Source organism: Limnofasciculus baicalensis BBK-W-15 (genome assembly GCF_024178385.1).
In the GTDB taxonomy this organism is placed as follows: Bacteria; Cyanobacteriota; Cyanobacteriia; order Cyanobacteriales; family Coleofasciculaceae; genus Limnofasciculus; species Limnofasciculus baicalensis.
This window is the reverse complement of the sequence record NZ_JAMZMM010000117.1, coordinates 1-16,341: the sequence shown is the minus strand read 5'-3', so window position 1 is coordinate 16,341 and position 16,341 is coordinate 1. Positions and strand designations below refer to the sequence as shown.

11 protein-coding genes and 1 tRNA gene are annotated in these 16,341 nt (G+C 41.7%); 5 read left to right on the top strand and 7 right to left on the bottom strand.

What is annotated here, in order from left to right; genetic code table 11:
- The first annotated feature begins 190 nt into the window (after positions 1–190).
- Both NJ959_RS13345 and NJ959_RS13340 read left to right on the top strand, forming a co-directional pair.
- Positions 191–1,390, top strand: coding sequence for a beta-ketoacyl-ACP synthase (locus NJ959_RS13345; RefSeq protein WP_254012244.1), 1,200 nt, complete (start codon positions 191–193; stop codon positions 1,388–1,390).
- A 109-nt stretch (positions 1,391–1,499) separates the two neighbouring features.
- Positions 1,500–2,846: a pentapeptide repeat-containing protein gene (locus NJ959_RS13340; protein ID WP_254012243.1), complete on the top strand. Its 1,347-nt coding sequence runs from the start codon at positions 1,500–1,502 to the stop codon at positions 2,844–2,846.
- A gap of 188 nt (positions 2,847–3,034) precedes the next feature.
- Here the strand turns inward: NJ959_RS13340 and NJ959_RS13335 are convergent, their stop codons facing one another.
- On the bottom strand, positions 3,035–4,675 hold the full coding sequence (locus NJ959_RS13335) for an adenylate/guanylate cyclase domain-containing protein (protein ID WP_254012242.1): 1,641 nt from the start codon (positions 4,673–4,675) through the stop codon (positions 3,035–3,037).
- A 69-nt stretch (positions 4,676–4,744) separates the two neighbouring features.
- The gene (locus NJ959_RS13330) at positions 4,745–6,319 is read right to left on the bottom strand and encodes an FAD-dependent oxidoreductase (RefSeq protein WP_254012241.1); all 1,575 of its coding nucleotides are present in this window, start codon (positions 6,317–6,319) and stop codon (positions 4,745–4,747) included.
- 49 nt (positions 6,320–6,368) lie between these two features.
- Here NJ959_RS13330 and psb28 point away from each other — a divergent pair, with 49 nt between their 5' ends.
- Together psb28 and thyD are read left to right on the top strand one after the other, a co-directional pair.
- Entirely contained in the window at positions 6,369–6,755 is a 387-nt protein-coding gene (gene psb28 / locus NJ959_RS13325) for a photosystem II reaction center protein Psb28 (protein ID WP_254012240.1), read from the top strand.
- A 3-nt stretch (positions 6,756–6,758) separates the two neighbouring features.
- The gene (gene thyD / locus NJ959_RS13320; protein WP_254012239.1) at positions 6,759–7,682 is read left to right on the top strand and encodes a thylakoid membrane protein ThyD; all 924 of its coding nucleotides are present in this window, start codon (positions 6,759–6,761) and stop codon (positions 7,680–7,682) included.
- A gap of 247 nt (positions 7,683–7,929) precedes the next feature.
- Here thyD and NJ959_RS13315 read toward each other — a convergent pair whose 3' ends face one another.
- Together NJ959_RS13315 and murA are read right to left on the bottom strand one after the other, a co-directional pair.
- Positions 7,930–8,703, bottom strand: a complete 774-nt coding sequence (locus tag NJ959_RS13315; RefSeq protein ID WP_254012238.1) for a Uma2 family endonuclease — start codon at positions 8,701–8,703, stop codon at positions 7,930–7,932.
- Positions 8,704–8,877: 174 nt separating this feature from the next.
- Positions 8,878–10,260 carry a UDP-N-acetylglucosamine 1-carboxyvinyltransferase gene (murA, locus tag NJ959_RS13310; RefSeq protein ID WP_254012245.1) on the bottom strand — a complete coding sequence of 461 codons (1,383 nt, stop codon included), beginning with the start codon at positions 10,258–10,260 and terminating at the stop codon, positions 8,878–8,880.
- Between the two features lie 343 nt (positions 10,261–10,603).
- Between murA and NJ959_RS13305 the strand changes: the two genes are divergently transcribed.
- Positions 10,604–10,687: transfer RNA gene (locus NJ959_RS13305), tRNA-Leu, on the top strand.
- Between the two features lie 190 nt (positions 10,688–10,877).
- Here NJ959_RS13305 and NJ959_RS13300 read toward each other — a convergent pair.
- From NJ959_RS13300 to NJ959_RS13290, 3 genes are all read right to left on the bottom strand, one after another.
- Entirely contained in the window at positions 10,878–13,484 is a 2,607-nt protein-coding gene (locus tag NJ959_RS13300; RefSeq protein WP_254012237.1) for a chloride channel protein, read from the bottom strand.
- A 183-nt stretch (positions 13,485–13,667) separates the two neighbouring features.
- Positions 13,668–15,344: an amidohydrolase gene (locus tag NJ959_RS13295; RefSeq protein ID WP_254012236.1), complete on the bottom strand. Its 1,677-nt coding sequence runs from the start codon at positions 15,342–15,344 to the stop codon at positions 13,668–13,670.
- 21 nt (positions 15,345–15,365) lie between these two features.
- Complete coding sequence (locus NJ959_RS13290) at positions 15,366–16,022, bottom strand: phenylalanine--tRNA ligase beta subunit-related protein (protein ID WP_254012235.1); 657 nt, start codon at positions 16,020–16,022, stop codon at positions 15,366–15,368.
- Positions 16,023–16,341: the final 319 nt, after the last annotated feature.

Sequence of the window (16,341 nt, the reverse complement as noted above, 5' to 3'; positions counted from 1 at the left end):
CCATCCCGACACCAATCGGAGTACCGATATGGTGTATTGCTCTCCGGCGAATACAACTAAGAACAAATAACCAACCATAAATAACTATTCCCTCATTAAAGATTTTTAGTCTCCCAGATGCAAGGGGATATGTGAAGATACGATGAAGATAATGTAAAGATTTGATGAATTTATTGAGTATAACATAAAATTGATTGACGATAGGGTGGATGTAGTCGTTACTGGTATTGGTTTGATCTCGGCTTTGGGTAATCTGGAGTCGAGTTGGCGCAGTTTGCTCAAGAATGAATCGGGGATTGGGCAGTATCAGCCTTTTGCTGATTTACCATCTCTACCCCTAGGAATGATTAATCGAGTACCAACAGACTTGGAAAGCCTGACTCACTTAGTCGTGGCAGATGCGATTGAGGATGCAAATCTGGAAATACCGATAGCAGATTGTGGTGTAGTTATTGGCTCAAGTCGCGGTTGTCAGGCTTCGTGGGAGAAGTTGGCACGGAGACTCATCGCAGAAAAACAACAAATCAATTCCCCATTTCCCAATACGGCATCCGCTGGGCTACTCCCTATGCTAGAGGATTGGTTGGAGATGCTACCTCATCAGGCTGCGATCGCAACTGTACGTCAAATTGGCTCAACTGGGGTAGTACTCGCACCAATGGCGGCTTGTGCAACGGGGATTTGGGCGCTTGCTCGCGGCTTTGAATTGATTCAAAATGGTGAATGTCAGCAAGTAATTGCGGGAGCTGTGGAAGCGCCAATTACCCCCCTAACTTTGGCAGGATTTGACAAAATGGGGGCTTTGGCAAAAACTGGGCTATATCCCTTTGATCGGCAGCGGGAAGGATTGGTTTTAGGAGAGGGTGCGGCGGTTTTGGTGTTGGAGTCGGCTGAATTAGCCAAAAGTCGAGGGGTGCCGATTTACGGAAGGGTGTTAGGGTTTGGCTTGACTTGTGACGCTTATCATATAAGTACGCCTCAGTCAAGTGGCAGTAGTGGAATTTTGGCAATTAAACAATGTTTAGAGCGGAGTAAATTGTCCCCAAGTGATATTGACTATATCCACGCTCATGGGACAGGTACTCGGTTAAATGACCAGAATGAAGCGCAGATAATTCAACATTTATTTTCTCATGGAGTTGCAGTTAGTTCAACTAAGGGAGGCACGGCTCATACATTGGGTGCATCTGGCGCTATTGGTGCGGCATTTTGTTTGATGGCTTTGAAACATCAAATCTTACCACCTTGTGTGGGATTGAGTCAACCGGAGTTTGATTTGGATTTTGTCAGAAATCCACGTCAATGTCAGGTACGGGGGGTTCTTTGTTTTAGTTTTGGTTTTGGGGGTCAAAATGCAGTGATGGCTTTGGGGAAGGGAGAATTAGGCTAATATTTTTTAACGAAAAGGTGGCGCTTCGCTACACTACGTGAACGCAAAGTTAGGCGCAAAGGTTCGCAAAGTTAGTGATCTAAAATAGTAAAAAAAGGATAGACTAGCAATGGCAGACGATCGACATATTGCTCTACTTAAACAAGGAGTAGAGGGTTGGAATCAATGGCGAGAAAGTAATTATCTGATAGTGCCAGATCTTAGTGGCGCTGACTTGAGTAGGGCAAATCTCAATCACGTTAACTTGACAGGAGCATACCTGTGTGAGACAGATTTAAGAATGGCAAATGTTAGCGAGGCAGATCTCACAGGTGCTAATCTTAGAGGTGCTAATCTTAGAGGGGCAAATCTGAGAGGGACAACCCTAAATCAAGCCAATTTAGCGGGTACAGATTTGAGTGGGGCACATTTGATGTTGGTTAACCTAATTGAGGCAAATCTTACTTGGGCTAATCTGAGTGAGGCTAACCTGAAAGTCGCTAATCTCACTGGAGCAAATCTGAGTGAGGCCAATGTAAAAATGGCAAATCTTAGTGGTGCTAATCTGAGTGAGGTTAACTTCAGATTGGCAAATCTGAGTGAGGCTAATCTGAGAATGGCAAACCTCAGTGGTGCTAATTTAGAAAAAATTCAAGCACTGAAAACTGACTTTAGTAAAGCGATATTGACGGGAGTTTGTCTGGATAGCTGGCAAACAAATAGTGAGGTAAATTTGACTGATGTAATTTGCGACTATGTTTATATAGGAATCGGTGAGGAGGAACGTCGTCCGGCACAGGGGAACTTTGCTCCTGGGGAGTTTATTAATTTCTTACGCAATAGTCTAAATAAGGCTGGTTTAACAAACCCCAATCCAGTTACTTCTGTGCAAAATTATGATGTAGCTATTGAGGCAAATTCATCCAATTGGTCGCCAACATTAGTAGAAATACCAGAGCCAAGTGAAGCTATTCAAAATCCAATTATATCACCTAATTTGTCACAAGAGGTAGGGAAATTTACTGAGTCAACCCAACCAGTATCACCTAATTGGTTACAAAGGATAGAGACAATTCCAGAACCACCTCAAGCAGCATCATTTAATTCGTCACAAGGGATAGAAAAAAGTTCACCATTACCCCAGGTTGCCAATAATAATTATCCCCCGGCTAATTTACCTAAAGAGATTATGGAGGTTGAGCAAATACTCAAGGGAATTGAGCGAGATTTATCAAGATCAAAATGGTCGGAAGTAACTGAAGAAATTAAGAAATTATTACAAGACTTAACGGCAATTTATCCGACAAATACGCCATTAGAAAAAGTGATTGTGGTTGCTGCTGCAATTAAGCAGATGGAAGGGAATTCTCCTTTGAAAGCTACGATCATGAATGGTGTGAAAGAAGCGGGAACTGAAATACTCAATGAGTTGGTTGAGCATCCTTTGAGTAAAATCTTTTTGGCGGCTATAGAATAAACTTAATGCTATTAATGAGTTGCTTACTTCGTGTCACAGGCGAGATGTTTGTGTTAGGAATGGCGAATTTAGATGGATTGGGATAGATTTATTCGCAATTTTCAGGTATGTATGGTATAAAGAAACCGGGTTTCTCAAAGAAACCGGGTTTCTATTGCGTACTTGGTAAATCTGCAATTAGCAATTAACTAATAACGAATAACTTTTTTGTTCTTCAGTAAATAGCAATTCATCTCTCCCTTCCCTTTGACTTGAATACGTCCCCTTTCTTCAAATCGATACTGATGTCTTAATAGCTTGTAAGTGTCTTCTGTTACCTGAATTCTGCCAGGTAAACCGTGGGATTCCATGCGACTGGCGATATTTACTGTATCTCCCCACAAGTCGTAAATAAACTTTTTTGTACCAATAATACCCGCAATTACTGGTCCAGTATTAATCCCAATCCGGATATTAAACGATTTACCCGTTTCTTGGCAGAATTGCTGAATAACTATTTGCATATCTAACGCCATTTGCGCGATTGCTTCGGCATGATTCGCCATGGGCATGGGCAATCCTCCTACCACCATATAAGCATCACCAATAGTCTTGATTTTTTCCAAACTATGGATTTCGGTAAGATGATCGAATTCTGAGAAAATTTCATTAAGAATTTCAACTAACTTGATGGGAGATGTTTGAGAAGCTAATTCAGTAAAACCAACAATATCTGCAAATAAAACAGTCACTTCAGAAAAATGATCGGCAATTGTCAATTCCTCCCGCTTTAATCGCTGGGCAATTGGCTCTGGTAAAATATTTAGTAGTAGCCTTTCTGACTTAGCTTGTTCAATTGCCAAATTTCTTAAGGCAGAAGCAAATTGTTTAGCAATTGTTACAGCAGCAATTAAGGCGATAGCAACGGCTATAATTAATAATATTGTGGCAGCACGACTAGTTAGAGCAATAATTGAATAGGTACGCTTTGCTTCGGCGTTGGCAATATCGACTAATTTGTTGGATAATGCTTCTGCTTGCTGGTCAAAGTTACGAATTTTATCCTGGATTTCGCCGTCTAGTTTCACGATATCTCTCGCAACTGACAGGTAATTATCCAAGTACTTTAATGCTTGGGTACGTTGTATAGTATCTAATTTAGCACTAACCGAAATGCGATCGCTTAGTCGCTGTGCTGCTTGATACATCAACTCCATTTTAGGCGGCTGACGGGTTGACAAATATTCCTTTTCATTAGACTTCATTTCTTGAAATAAAGTAATCAATTCTGGACTATCAACAAGTTGGAGCCTACTGCTTAAAAGAGTTGAATTTTGGTCTAGTTGTTCTAAAACGCCGACATTATCAATTCCCAAATTGCCTACCCAAGCAATAGTTTCCTGAAAACTGCGGGAATACTGTTCGACAATTTCTGCATATTCCACTAACTTTTGATTACTGCGGCGTTTACCAATGCCTTCCTGTGCATTAGCTAAAATCTCTTGTAATTCGCTACTAATATCGAGTACCTTGTCAATCTCCTGGCGGTGTGACTGACGAAAATTATTAAGCCTGGTACTGGAAGAACTAATATTAGGCCATTGGACAAAAAACTCGGTTTCTAATCGACGAGCATTTCTTAATGCGGCATCCATCCTGAAACCTTCACGCTGGACTTCAATACTAGTTAATATTACTTTTTCTGTTTCATTTTGTATCTGCCGTAGAGAAAAAAAACCGGTTAGTGCCACAATCCCAATTAACAGGAGGAGGGCAATAAATGAGAAAGCAAATTTGGTGGTGATGCTAATTTTGCGCCGAGCAAAAATCAAGCGCTTTACTAATTTCATGCTTGTTATTTGTTATTTGTTATTTATTATTTGTTATTTGTTGTTGGTTATTTAACAACCAACAACTAATTAATAATCACCTCCAGAGCCATAACGCCATGCGTCTAGGCAACGGTGGTAATAATATTGAGCTATTGATGGTAATATTTTCACTGGTTTCATGAAAATCTGTCCTAATTTATACAAAATGCTGTAAATACTCAGATTGATGTAATGCACCATCCAATTTAATAGAGTTGTCAACCCCACATGAGGAATCACTGGAATTACTACTCCTGGTTTAGTCAGAGAGGTTAATAGTAAAGTTTTCGATAATCCAGAAAATTGCACAACGTCTTGGAGAAATGGGCGAAGTACATCGTCTCCTAATTGTGCCATAGATTGAAAGACACCTGTTAGGAGTTGGTTAATTTGATTGGGATTTAGCTGTTGCTCGATACCAACACTCATAGCACGTTGGAACATCCAAGTAACAGCAATATTGGGTTGATAGGGTTGTAGCTGGGCGAGGGCATCTCGGCTGAGAAAATCACCTTTTAGGGCTTCATCAATTCCCTCAGTAAGACGCTTTAGGTGTCGCACCATTGAGCCAAAACCGCCAAAACTGACAGGAGATTGAGTGCCGCTACTATCACCTATTGGTAAAATTCGGTCCCAAGGCATTCGAGTTGGGCTTTGTTTGTAGGCAGGAAAAAAGCCAAATAGCACTCGTTTAAAGTCAAGTTCGGATAATTTAATATCTTGATATTCCGGCAAAAGGCGGAAGTATTCGTCTAAGAGAAATTCTAAGCTAGGGCGTTGGGGATGAGCATCTAAGTAGGTAAATAAATAAGTGGTTCTTCCATCTCTGGCGGGAAAGGCTTCCCAGAAATATTGACATTGATTTTGAATAGGTGTGAAAGATACAATTAAGTCCCCTGTTTCATTTTTAGGAAAGCCTTGGGCACAGCTACCTACAACTAAACATACCCCTTCCGGTTTTTGCCCTTGCCGTGCTTGCTGTACTAGAGGAGAAAAATGTCCCATGGCATCGATGAGTAATCGGGTTGTTAAGGTGAAAGGTGAGGAGTTGGAGGTGAGAGAGTTTTTATTTTTTACTTCTAATTGGACTCCATTTGGATGAATTATTGCACCTTCAAAAGCTGTATTTTCTAATAAATTACCGCCAGATTTGATAAATTTAGTTTTGAGGGTGTCAAGAAGGAAAATGGGGTCGATTCCAATATTGAGAACATCTCTAATCCAGAAATTTTCTCCATCTAAAAAGCTAACTCTACCTGGGTTATATTCACTGGCAATCGCTTGTTTTAGTTCCGCTTCAGAGAGGAGATTTAATTCTAAGAATACAGCTAACTCTTGACGAGAAATATTCCATTCTTGCTCTCTCCCCCGCAAAAGTCCCCGTTCAATTAAAGCAACTCGCCAACCTCGCATTTGTAAGGCTGTACCAATCATTATTCCCAATGTACCGCCACAAATCACCACATCCCAGTCTGTACTTGCCAAAGTATCTTTGCTTTCTTTAACTGCTGAGGGGATGGGAGTGGTATCCTCCCGCATGGCTTGCCAAAGCTTATCTGCGCTGCGCACGCGCCCCAGGATATCCCCAGGTAACTGAGATAGAATTTGTTCTGTTTGCTTCATGGATGACTTTAATTTTGTATAATCAATTTAATATTACCCAAAATTTAACATGACCGCCCCAACTCCATCAATCCAATTTTTTGAAGGGATTAACGAAGAGCTGAGTAATGTCAGCTTGCGCCGAAGCCGCAATTCTGGTGTCCGCAACGTATTAATGACGTTTAAATCTTTAAAAGCTTTGGAAAAGTTTAACAGTTTTACTAAACGATTTTCTAATTCCCTGATGTTAATCGATGAAGAAGGGACTATTAGTATTGAGCCTTCTGGAGTAAAATTTATATTTGGCGGGGATGAAGGAGACAATCTAGAACGAGTAGACTGTAAATTTGAAATAGAAGAAGAAGATCATTGGGAACGCTTTATGCGCTTTATGAATCGCTACGCTGAAGCTAATGGCATGGCTTACGGCGAAACACCAAAACCTAAAGGAAATTAAAAGATGAAAGTAGCAATTACTGGAGCAACTGGATTTGTCGGGAGTCGCTTAGTAGAAAAACTCCTATCTCAAGGCAATCAACCCCTAATTTTAACCCGCAACGCAACCACAGCCGCTCGTATTTTCCCAAAACTAGAAATAGTTGCTTATAGCCCTACAGAATCTGGTTCCTGGCAAAATGCGATCGCAGGCTGTGATGCTGTGGTAAATTTAGCAGGTGTGCCAATTGCCGAACATCGCTGGACTTCCCAACGTAAGGAAGAAATTTTCAATAGCCGCAAGTTGGGAACCCAAAAAATTGTGGAAGCAATCGCTCAAGCTAACCCTAAACCAACAGTATTAATTAATACTTCTGCTATCGGCTACTATGGTACTAGCGAAACTGTTTCTTTTGATGAAAATAGTGGATCTGGGAATGATTTTCTCGCCCAAGTTTGTCAAGCTTGGGAAGGAGAAGCAATGAAAGTTAAAGAAGCAGGTGTTCGCTTAGTTATCTTACGTTTTGGCATAGTTTTGGGACATGGCGGCGCACTGGCGAAAATGATACCACCATTCCAAATGTTTGCAGGTGGTCCAATTGGTACAGGTAAGCAATGGTTTTCCTGGATTCATCTCGACGATTTAGTAAACTTAATCCTAACAGCTTTAACCAGATCCGATATGGAAGGTGTCTTTAATGCTACTGCACCAAATCCTGTCAGGATGTCAGAATTTTGTCATACATTGGGGGAAGTTTTACATCGTCCATCTTGGTTGCCAGTACCTAATTTTGCTATAGAAGCTTTACTAGGAGAAGGAGCAAGTGTAGTTTTAGAAGGACAGGAAGTTTTGCCGAAACGGACGCAGAATTATGGTTTTGAGTATCAATATCCTACTGCGAAACAAGCACTAACAGAAATATTGACTAAACCAGGGGCTAGCGATTAAGAGCTAGGGAGTAGTGCAGAAGGGCAGAAATAATCCATCAGTAATCGTACTTACGCAGTTATGCTATCTGTAGGGTGCGTTATGTAACGCACCCTACTATATATGGAGTTTAGTGACTAGGCTTTCTCGGCAAGGGGGCTGGAGGGATATTCATGGGAAAGAAAACATGCCCATAGCCCATAGCCCCTCTTAATCCGCGATCGCAATTTGTTATCTTAAGCTGGTATAGCTGATACCGCTGTTACAGTTAATCTGGTTCAATCCCCAATTCCTTTAATTTAGCTAGTGCTTTCGCTAATTGTTCCTGTGCCACTTCCTTTTGTTGTCGTTCAGATTCAGCTTGTTGCTGTAAAAGTTCCTTTTGTTGTCGTTCAGATTCAGCTTGTTGCTGTGCAGAAATCGCTCTTTCTTCCGCAGTGGGAATCAATTCTCCATCTAAACTGAAAAATCGTAATTTTGACTGATGTACTCCGATAAATAATTCTAACTGATTGCTCCACAACCACCCACTTTCATTTGCGACAATAGGTTGATATTTTCCACCCATCAGTCGAAATCCTTTAAATTCCTGTGTATTGGGGTGAAACCAGAAATATTCGGGTGTCCTAAATGTATCTTGATATAGTTCTTTTTTTAAACCACGATCCACATTAGCAGTACTGTGAGAAAGTAGTTCAATAATAACATTTGGATATTTCCCCTGTTCGTTCCAGAGAACCCAACTTTTTCTCGGTCGATTTTCTACCCCAAGTACCACAAAAAAATCAGGTCCTCTAAAGTCTCGCGTGGTAATTTGTTCGGGACTGAAATAAATACTTAGGTTCCCGCTAGCATAAAAGTCAGTCCGATTGTGCCACCACCATTTGAGGCAATTTAGCAGTAGTTCAATTTGATCTCGATGCAAGTCGCTTTCCAATTCTGGTTCATCACTCCACAAGTCTCCTGAAGGAATAATAATATCTTCTGGTGCAGTTTGTGTATCAAGTTGCGCTTGAGCCAGAGAATCTATAGCAAGAGTCATAATCGTTAGGGAGAAGATGGCTACTTCTAGTTTAGTGGTATTTCGGGCTGAAGAGAGGTTAAAGGCAAGAGCTTAGAGTTGAGAGCCATTGGGTTTAATAAAGTTATGAGTGGCGAGTTTTAAGTTAAAGAAAGTTTTTAATTCAAAACTCACCCGCTCAATCAAAACTGTTAATTAATGAGAAACTTCAGACAACTCAGTTGTAACTTCTGAAGTTGATTCAACCTCACTTTCAGCATCAATTGGTACTCGCTGTAATTTAGCTCCAAGTTGCTGCAATTTCGCCTCCAGATTCTCATAACCCCTGTCTAAATGATGGAGTCCTTGAATCGTAGTTTTGCCATCTGCGGCCAATCCTGCCAAGACTAGCGCCGCCGATGCTCGCAAGTCTGTTGCCATGACAGGCGCTCCTGATAAAATGGGAACACCGCGAACTAGCGCCATGTTTCCTTTGATGCGAATATCTGCACCCATGCGATTCAATTCAGGAACATGACCTAAGCGATTTTCAAATACCGTTTCTGCGATCGCACTATTTCCTTGTGCTAGAGTTAGCAATGCCATAAAGGGCGCTTGCATATCGGTGGGAAATCCGGGATAGGGCAAAGTTTCAATATCTGTGGCGAGGAGATTACCGGGCACAATCCGTAAGGAATGGGCATCTTCAGCAATCACCTGACAGCCAATATCTTTCAGTTTGGCAATAACTGGAATGAGATGGTCTGGTACTACAGGTGAGAGAATGATTTCAGAATGAGTAATTGCGCCAGCGACTAAGAATGTTCCTGCCTCAATGCGATCTGGAATAATCGGGTAGTCTACCGAGTGTAAGCTGGGAACACCATTAATGACAATGGTATTAGTGCCATCACCTCGAATTTGAGCGCCCATTGCGCGACAAAAACCTGCCAAATCCGTCACTTCTGGCTCTTGAGCAGCATTTTCAATAATCGTTTCGCCCTCTGCCAGTGTCGCCGCCATCATTAGGGTTTCCGTCGCCCCTACACTAGGGTAATCTAGATAAATCTTGGCTCCCTTTAACCGCTTGCTCAGAGTCCCCTTAACATAAGCGTGAACCATGCCATGCTCAATGTGAACCTCAGCCCCCATCGCTTGCAAACCCCTGACATGGAGGTCCACTGGCCTCGCACCGATAGCACAGCCACCTGGTAATGGTATCCGGGCTTCTCCCATCCGGGCTAATAATGGACCGAGTGCAAAAAAACTAGCACGGAGTTTACTAACTAATTCGTAGGGTGCGATTGAATTATTGAGGTGACGGGCATCAATTTCTAGGGTATCGCCAATCCGTTCTAGCTTTACGCCCAAAGCAGAGAGAATCTCTCCCATCATCCCAATATCGACTAGGGCTGGTACATTCCGCAGTCGGCAATCTTCCGGACAAAGCAAAGATCCTGCCATAATTGCTAAGGCAGAGTTTTTGGCTCCACTAATTTTGACATGTCCTTTCAGGGAGGCTCTGCCCCAAATCTCTAAAACCGATTCTTGGGCTGCGGGTGCAGAGTTGTTGTGTTTGATGCTCAGAGAGTGATTGATAGGTCTGTCCTCCAGACTCAGTGGATTTCTAACATTTGTTAAATTTTGTTCCGATTTTACCTGAAAGAGGCAAAATGTCCAGCCTCTGAGTCATTAATCATCCCTTATTGGTCATTAGTCTCCACAACCCATTCCTCACAACCCATTCCCCACACCCCATTCAGGGTGGAGGATATGGATACAAAATCTTTGGTTTGAGTCAGAGGTTATCGCCCATATCCTTCACCCCTACAAACTCCTCCCATCTCCGATCTACCAAAGCATCATAGAAGCTCTTCGCCACCGTTGACAAAAGTGCTTGATTGTTAGACAATGATAAACTGCAAAGTAAATAGCCACGCAAGCGGAACTGGCGGAATTGGTAGACGCGCTAGATTCAGGTTCTAGTGTTCGCAAGGACTTCCGGGTTCAAGTCCCGGGTTCCGCATTTTGATAAAACCTAACCCCCCAGCCCCCTTAAGAGCAAGGGGGTTTTCATGCTATTTTCTTATAAAATTAGGGATTAATTATTACTAAAAACGTTCCTTCCTCCCTTCTCCCCTGCTCCCTGCCCCCAAAAAACCCAATTTCTCAACCGAGAATGAAACAGCCCTGTCTTTCAGGGGAGGGGTAACCTCTTAATCTAGTGCTGCCCGTACTAAAATCACCGTACTCCCCAAACCCCGCACAATTGCCTCCGGAATATTGCCCTGAATAACCTGTTTCAATAAACCTTCCCGACTCGCACCCAAAACCACCACATCACACCCTTCTGTTTCCGTCAAATTAATTACTGCATCAGCAACATTATTAGCTCGAATCGGAATTTTAATTATATTACCATCAATCTGATTTGCTAAAACTGCCATCGCACTATCTAAAACTGTTGTATTTGGCGAATTCTCTCCCGGTGGAAATACCTGACACAACCGAATATCGGGAGGATTACTACTCAAAGAAAGCAAAGGAGGCAAAAGTGCGATCGCGCGTTTAGCATTTGGTCCTCCGGCAATTGGTACTAACCAGCGATGGAAAAAGGGAAGTGGGTAAGGCGGATTTAACTGTCTCCCCATTTTGACTAACATTACATCACAAAATGCCTGTTGAATCACCGTATCTACAACGGTACTAAAAATTCTGCCTGGGGTTGAATGATCTCCTTTCCAACCCATGATAATTAGATTAATATGCCGTTCCTTAATAGTTTCCAAAATAGCTTGAGCGATATCGTGAGAAACTCTAATTTGAGTGTGAACAGGAACCTGCAAATCTCGTCCCAATTTTTCTGCTTGATGTAATAACCGACGACTTTTTGTGGTTCTCACTGGTGTCTGAGCTGGGGAATTAGTCCGGGGAACTACAATTATTTGGATACACTCTAACTCATAATCTTGTTCCCGTGCGATCGCGGCGGCTAATCTTAAAAGAAAGGGTGTAGTTTGAGGATTAGCAATGGGTACTAATATACGTCCTTTTCCGATTTCTGGAGAACGGGTTTGATAGACAATATAAGATGGATCTGGATGATGTCCCATCTGATTATTGTCTAAACAATCAATTTCTCCCCGAATAATATCGCTGCGGGTAATAATTCCCACCAATTTTCGCCCTTCTGTTACAGGCAAACGACTTAATTCGTAACGGGTTAAAAGATAGAGAACATCGGCTAAACTTGCTTGGGGTATTATTGTCACCGGATCTGGTGTCATAATATCTCGTAACTGTGTCGCGCCAGGTAAAGGGCAACTTGGCGGATCTCCCTTTCCTTGGGTAGCATTTCTCAAATCGGATTGGCTAACAATACCTACTAAAAGACTATCCTCAACTACAGGAAATCCTCGGTGAGAGGAACGGGAAATGGCTTTCATTGCTTCATCTAGCGATATATTGCTGGGTAATGTTTCAACGCGGCGCTGCATCAAATCTGAAGCCTTCAAGCCAGCTAGGGAATCATCTATAGAGTTTTTTTCTGGTTGGGTATAGCCATTCCACTCCAATAATCGCTGATAGAGAGAACCCTTCGCAAACTGATCTGATATTAAATAAGAAATGACCGAACAAATCATTAAAGGCAGGACTAAATTAAAATCAGCAGTAATCTCAAATACAATTACAATTGCTGTCAACGGCACTTTAGATACAGCGCTAAAAAATGCGCCCATTCCTGCCAAAGCATAGTTAGTTGGATTGCCAAATCCCAGGAGATGGTGTTCGCCGACACCCACTAAGTAACCTAATGCAGAACCCAAAACTAGAGAAGGATGAAATAATCCTCCCGATGCTCCAGAGCCGTAGGAAACTAAAGTTAATAGGAAGTAAACGACAAAAGCAATACTCGTGAATTGCCAACCAGGTTCACTGCTAATTAGCAACTCCCGCAACCCACTATTATTACGAAAATCTGATGGAAGCAATGCCACAAAACAACCACAAATAAATCCTGCAAAACCCACTCGTAGGGACAAAGGAAGATTAAGTTTGCGAAATAGAGTTAGGGAAACGAGAATTCCCCGATTAAATAATGCCCCCAGGAATCCAGCTAAAACACCTAGTATTAAATAAAATGGAATCTCTGGTGCGGAAAAGCTACTGTTGACAGGAGTTAATACTTGATTCAAATCTAAACCGCGTCCCCCTAAAATCCGGGAGATAACTGCACCAATAAATGAAGCTAAAATAGCAGTGCCGAGAGTTAAGCCAGAAAAATCTTGGAGTAATTCTTCAACTATAAAAAGAATACCTGCAATTGGGGCATTAAACCCAGCCGCTAAACCCGCACCTGCACCCGCTGCAATCATCTGACGGCGGTGGTTAGGAGAAGTAGGAAACCAACGACTAAATTGTGCTGCCAAAGCTGCACCAATATGAACAGTTGGTCCTTGTCTTCCCATGGTTAAACCTGCTGCCAAAGCGAGAATAGTGCTTAATAACTTAACCAGGGCTACTCGCAAATCTAAAGATATGGGAAACTTAGCTAAAGCTGCTTTAATTTGCGGGATACCACTGCCAGAGGCTTCTGGTGCAAAACGTTCAACCAAAAAACCAGATAACCAGCCAAGAGAGAAGCCAAAAGCAGGTAATACTAAGGCAACAGGTAGCACCTCAGAGGCTTGAATACGCCAGGAGCCAAACCAGCCGATACTATACTTGAGAAAGACAGCAGAAACACCCGATACTAAACCAATTAAACAGGCTTCCGCGATCGCGAGTCGTCGTCTAGGAAGTAGCCATTGGCGAAAGTGCATTAGTGATTAGTTGTTGGTTTATACTGAGATCTTGCACCATTTTCAACAATTGGATATAACCCTTGATTTTTCGTTGATGTAATCACCAAAAACCTAGCTTTTACAGCATTTTTGACATTGGTACAAGATCTCAGTTTATCGGGATTTTTCCAGGTTACCAATTAGCCAGATAAATGTTTATAGCTATATGAAACAAAAATTTGTTTTGTCTTTGTCCTGGTATACTACCTGACCATTAATCATAGTAACCAGAGGTTTGATTTGGGGTATCTTTTCGACTGGCACTGTCATTATATCGTCAGATAATATCAATAAATCCGCCAATTTGCCCCATTCAATCGAACCTTTTTCTTTTTCTTCAAAGGTGACGTAGGCATTGTTGATAGTCAAAAGACGCAAGGCTTGCTCGCGGGAGATTCCCTGATCGGGATTGACAGGTCCCCATTTCCAGGTATTGCGGGTATGGAGAAAATAAATAGCAGCAAAGTAATTCAAGGGAATACTAGAAACATCGCTACCCAATCCAACTGGAACTCCGCTCTCAATTAACATTTTAAATGGGTCCATGGTTTGGGCTACAGGTTTACTGTGATAGACTTCAAGAGCTGGGTAGTAATAGTAGTGATGCCACATGGGTGTGATAACAACACCGAGTTTTTTCATCTTCTCCAAATGCCGCTCTTTGGGATAGAAGAGTTGGGAGATTACCCAGCGCAGATCTGAGAGTGGATAAAGATCGTTGGCACGATCTAGAATATCTAGCACCTGATCGATCGCTTTGTCACCACCTGCCAGAATACCGCCACTGATACCCAATTTTGCCATCCCGGTGACTATTTGCTCTATTTTTTCGCTACTACCATCGCGAGTACTGTGAAAGCGACGGACTCTATCTTGAGGTACGCGCTGATTATAAATAGGAGTGCTTAAATTGCTGCGATTGTATTCATCATCTGCAAAGATATAACTGGCTCTGTCTATTTGAAAGTTGCGATCGCCAATTGGATTATTGAGATAAAACTGCTCAAAGTTACTCAAAATCTCTGCGATTGGTAGTGCCATATTTAGAGATAGTTGAGCTGAGACTCGAATGGGTAACTCACCCCGACGGTAAAGTTGATGGTAAAAGCGCAAATCCGGGATGGAAATACCCCCTTCACGAATACTAGTTATCCCAGCTTTAGTACACTCTTGCAATGCCCAAAGTAGAGCATTACTTTTCTGTTCATCGCTAAATTTGAGATGAACACCGCCAACTAGTTTGGCGGCATCCCCCATCAGTACACCTGTCGGCTCACCTGTAGCGGGGTCTTTTTCTATCCAACCATATTCTGGCTGGGGAGTATCTTTGGTAATATTAAATTGTTTGAGGGCTAATGAATTGAGATAAATATATTCCCCTCGCAATATAACTAAATGTTCCGGTGCAACTCCATCTAGTTCTTCTTTGGTTGGATCTCTCCCTTCTTTCAGCATTTGAGGAAACCAACCGGAATTACTGGTAATTACCTCTCCCTTTGGGATTCTCGTAGTTGCTTCACTGACAGCATTGAGAATATCTCCTACAGTGTCTGAAAGGGAAATATTTGCCCCATATTTTTGGGCTGTTGCTCGATCTAGCAAGCGGAAATGTCCGTCGATGAGTCCAGGAATAACTGTGTGTCCTTGCAAGTTTACCCTTTTTGTACTTTCTGAAGCTAGAGATAGTACGGGATCGTTCGCACCAACGGCAACAAATCTTCCTGCTTTAATTGCTACTGCTTCTGCCACTGTAGATTTCTCATCCACAGTAATAATCTTACCATTGTACAAAATCAAATCTGGTGCGATGTTCAATTCCTTAGTTTCTTTGTTACTCATAATTATTTCCTGGTATTTTCCCTAAGCTATGGCAATCGAAATATTTTCTGGCTTCCCTAAATTGTACTCTTTAAATAAATTGTTAGTCTGTTCCATTGCTGCTAGCAATGAGGCTTCTGTATCTTCCGGAGCGCCAAACGCGATCGCTAAAATGTTTTGGGATGCTTCAGTAACTTTTGTCTCCTTGTCTGGCCCATCTGTGAGGGAAGCCATAATCTTTGCCCCATTTCTAAAAATAATGGCTCCTGGTGATAGATTGAGAGAGTCGGCGAAAATATGCTCCAGCGTTTCATTGCCTCTAGCCACTCCCATGTAAATATCCCCTTGAATTTTATCTAAATCGTGCAATCCCATCAATACAGCATTTTGCAATTCAACTCCATACACTAAATCTACTGCCGGATTACTTAAATTATAGTTTCGTCCATTAAGGGTGGATTTTAACAACGATAAAATGTGGTATCTATTCTTAGATCCTATTCTTTTGTAAAACTGTTTCATCTGGTCGGCACGGGACAACAGCTCCTTTTCATGTGTCTTTACATAGTCAGGTAATGTTTTGATTAGTTTAGTTACTTCAGGTGAACTTTGAGTATTTTTGACATCACGAATAATGCTGTAGGCAACTTTAAAACCGGGATATTTCGAGACTAATTCAGGTTCTATATATAGTATCATTAGCTACATTTTCTCAATTAAAGGAATTCTTTTATATTGCCATAATCTATCATTAATACCATTTATCTAAAAAAAAGTCAAGCAGATTTATCTTTTTTTTAGATAAGATTATTTAATATTAATTTTCTTCAGCTTATCTCTGAATTTGCTGTAGAATGACCAAGTGATTCATGGTATTAAGGTTTCCTAATGGAGAGATTGTAATCCCACATAAACTGATGAGAGATTCTCTACAGCTTCAGACTAGGGTCGAGCAAGGCTCTGATTTAGCTTTCTTCGCCGGAAGCCTCACGCCATATTTGTACTCAAATTGGCGTGA

What these genes read in the sequence shown, in the direction of transcription:
- NJ959_RS13340 (WP_254012243.1), top strand. Translation starts at nt 1,500, where the DNA reads ATGGCAGACGATCGACATATTGCTCTACTTAAACAAGGAGTAGAGGGT.
- NJ959_RS13335 (WP_254012242.1), bottom strand. Translation starts at nt 4,675, where the DNA reads ATGAAATTAGTAAAGCGCTTGATTTTTGCTCGGCGCAAAATTAGCATC.
- NJ959_RS13330 (WP_254012241.1), bottom strand. Translation starts at nt 6,319, where the DNA reads ATGAAGCAAACAGAACAAATTCTATCTCAGTTACCTGGGGATATCCTG.
- psb28 (WP_254012240.1), top strand. Translation starts at nt 6,369, where the DNA reads ATGACCGCCCCAACTCCATCAATCCAATTTTTTGAAGGGATTAACGAA.
- thyD (WP_254012239.1), top strand. Translation starts at nt 6,759, where the DNA reads ATGAAAGTAGCAATTACTGGAGCAACTGGATTTGTCGGGAGTCGCTTA.
- NJ959_RS13315 (WP_254012238.1), bottom strand. Translation starts at nt 8,703, where the DNA reads ATGACTCTTGCTATAGATTCTCTGGCTCAAGCGCAACTTGATACACAA.
- NJ959_RS13300 (WP_254012237.1), bottom strand. Translation starts at nt 13,484, where the DNA reads ATGCACTTTCGCCAATGGCTACTTCCTAGACGACGACTCGCGATCGCG.
- NJ959_RS13295 (WP_254012236.1), bottom strand. Translation starts at nt 15,344, where the DNA reads ATGAGTAACAAAGAAACTAAGGAATTGAACATCGCACCAGATTTGATT.
- NJ959_RS13290 (WP_254012235.1), bottom strand. Translation starts at nt 16,022, where the DNA reads ATGATACTATATATAGAACCTGAATTAGTCTCGAAATATCCCGGTTTT.